This window comes from Streptomyces hirsutus, from assembly GCF_001418415.1.
GTDB classification, from domain to species: Bacteria; Actinomycetota; Actinomycetes; order Streptomycetales; family Streptomycetaceae; genus Streptomyces; species Streptomyces hirsutus.
This window is the reverse complement of the sequence record NZ_LIQT01000221.1, coordinates 1-1,277: the sequence shown is the minus strand read 5'-3', so window position 1 is coordinate 1,277 and position 1,277 is coordinate 1. Positions and strand designations below refer to the sequence as shown.

At 74.7% G+C, this 1,277-nt stretch carries 2 pseudogenes; both read right to left on the bottom strand.

Annotated elements, in window-relative coordinates:
• A pseudogene (locus AOK11_RS45050) lies at positions 1 to 422 on the bottom strand (IucA/IucC family C-terminal-domain containing protein); the annotation flags it as partial.
• A 2-nt stretch (positions 423 to 424) separates the two neighbouring features.
• Positions 425 to 1,277 (bottom strand): annotated as a pseudogene (locus tag AOK11_RS45045) (IucA/IucC family protein); the annotation flags it as partial.

Sequence of the window (1,277 nt, the reverse complement as noted above, 5' to 3'; positions counted from 1 at the left end):
TGGCGGGAGAGTTCCCGGCGGGCCGCGGGCCAGGGGGTGAAGCCCGGGTGGTGATCGGTCAGGGCGGCGGCGACTTCGGTCAGGTGGTTGACGACCAGGCAGTACACCAGACGCTCCCAGCCCGCTTCCCTCGTCACCTCCGGCAGCAGTTTCACGCCCTCCACGTCCCGGTACAGGGCCTGGACGGGCATGCCCTCGGTGTCGACGGCGATCAGGGCGTTCTGCAGGTGGGCCTCGACCACGACTCCGTGGTGGGCGAAGGCCTTCAGCACCGGGGGGACGACCTGGGCCAGGTAGGCCTCCCACCAAGCGGCGGGGGCGGTGGTGGCGGCGAGCGGGTTGCCCTCGTAGTCCTCGGTCAGGGCCGCGGCGAGGTGCGGGGTCGTGCCGGGCAGCAGGTGGCGGTGCAGGCCGTCGCGGACNNTCCTCGAAGGCGAAGTCCGCGGTGCGGTGACCGCGGTCGCTGAGCCAGGCCGCGGGGGCGGCGGGAGTGGCCGAAGCGGCGAACGCCTCGCGGGTGGCCCGGTCGGCCCGGCTCCGCCTCAGCAGGTCGTGACGCCACAAGCGGCGGATGTCGTTGGTGATGCGCACGTCCAGGCTGAACTTCAGGAACAGGTCGTGCGCGGGCGTGTACACGGTGCGGATCGCGGCCGTGGGCCATACCGGGAACCCGGTCGTGCCGAGCCTGATCAGGCGGCCGTCGGCGAACGCGGGGGCCAGGCTCCGGGCCGCCAGCTCCACCTGCCAGGGATGGGCCGGCAGGAGGCGGTAGCCGGGCGGGGCGGAGCCCAGCCGGTCCAGGGACGAGGTGTCGCCCTCCTCCACCACCGTGTCCTCGCGCAGTCCCAGCAGCGTCAGCGGGAAGTGGGCGTACGCCTCCGGTGCGTACGGCAGCCAGCTCGCCGTGGGGCCGGTGCCGCGCGCCTTGGGGGCGGGGTGGTGGGTGTGGCCGGTGAGCAGGGACTGTTCGGAGCGGAGGTAGGGGTCGGCGGGTGGGGTGGCGCCTGCCCGTGCGGCGAGCAGCGCGGCCACCGCGTCGCGGCTGTCGGCCATCTCGGCCGGCAGTTCCTGGTTGGGCACGCCGGTGTGCCGGCGCAGCTCCTCGGCGACGAGTTTCACCAGTTCCGGGTGGCCCAGGCGGCGCCACGTGCCGTCCTCCGCGCGTACCTCGGGTGCGGTGGGGCGCCGGGTGCCGTGGACGCGTAGCAGGCGGTCGGTGCCGGGCAGGCGATAGGTGCGGGAGGCCGCCGCCCTGTGGTGCCGGTCGCGGTCCCGGT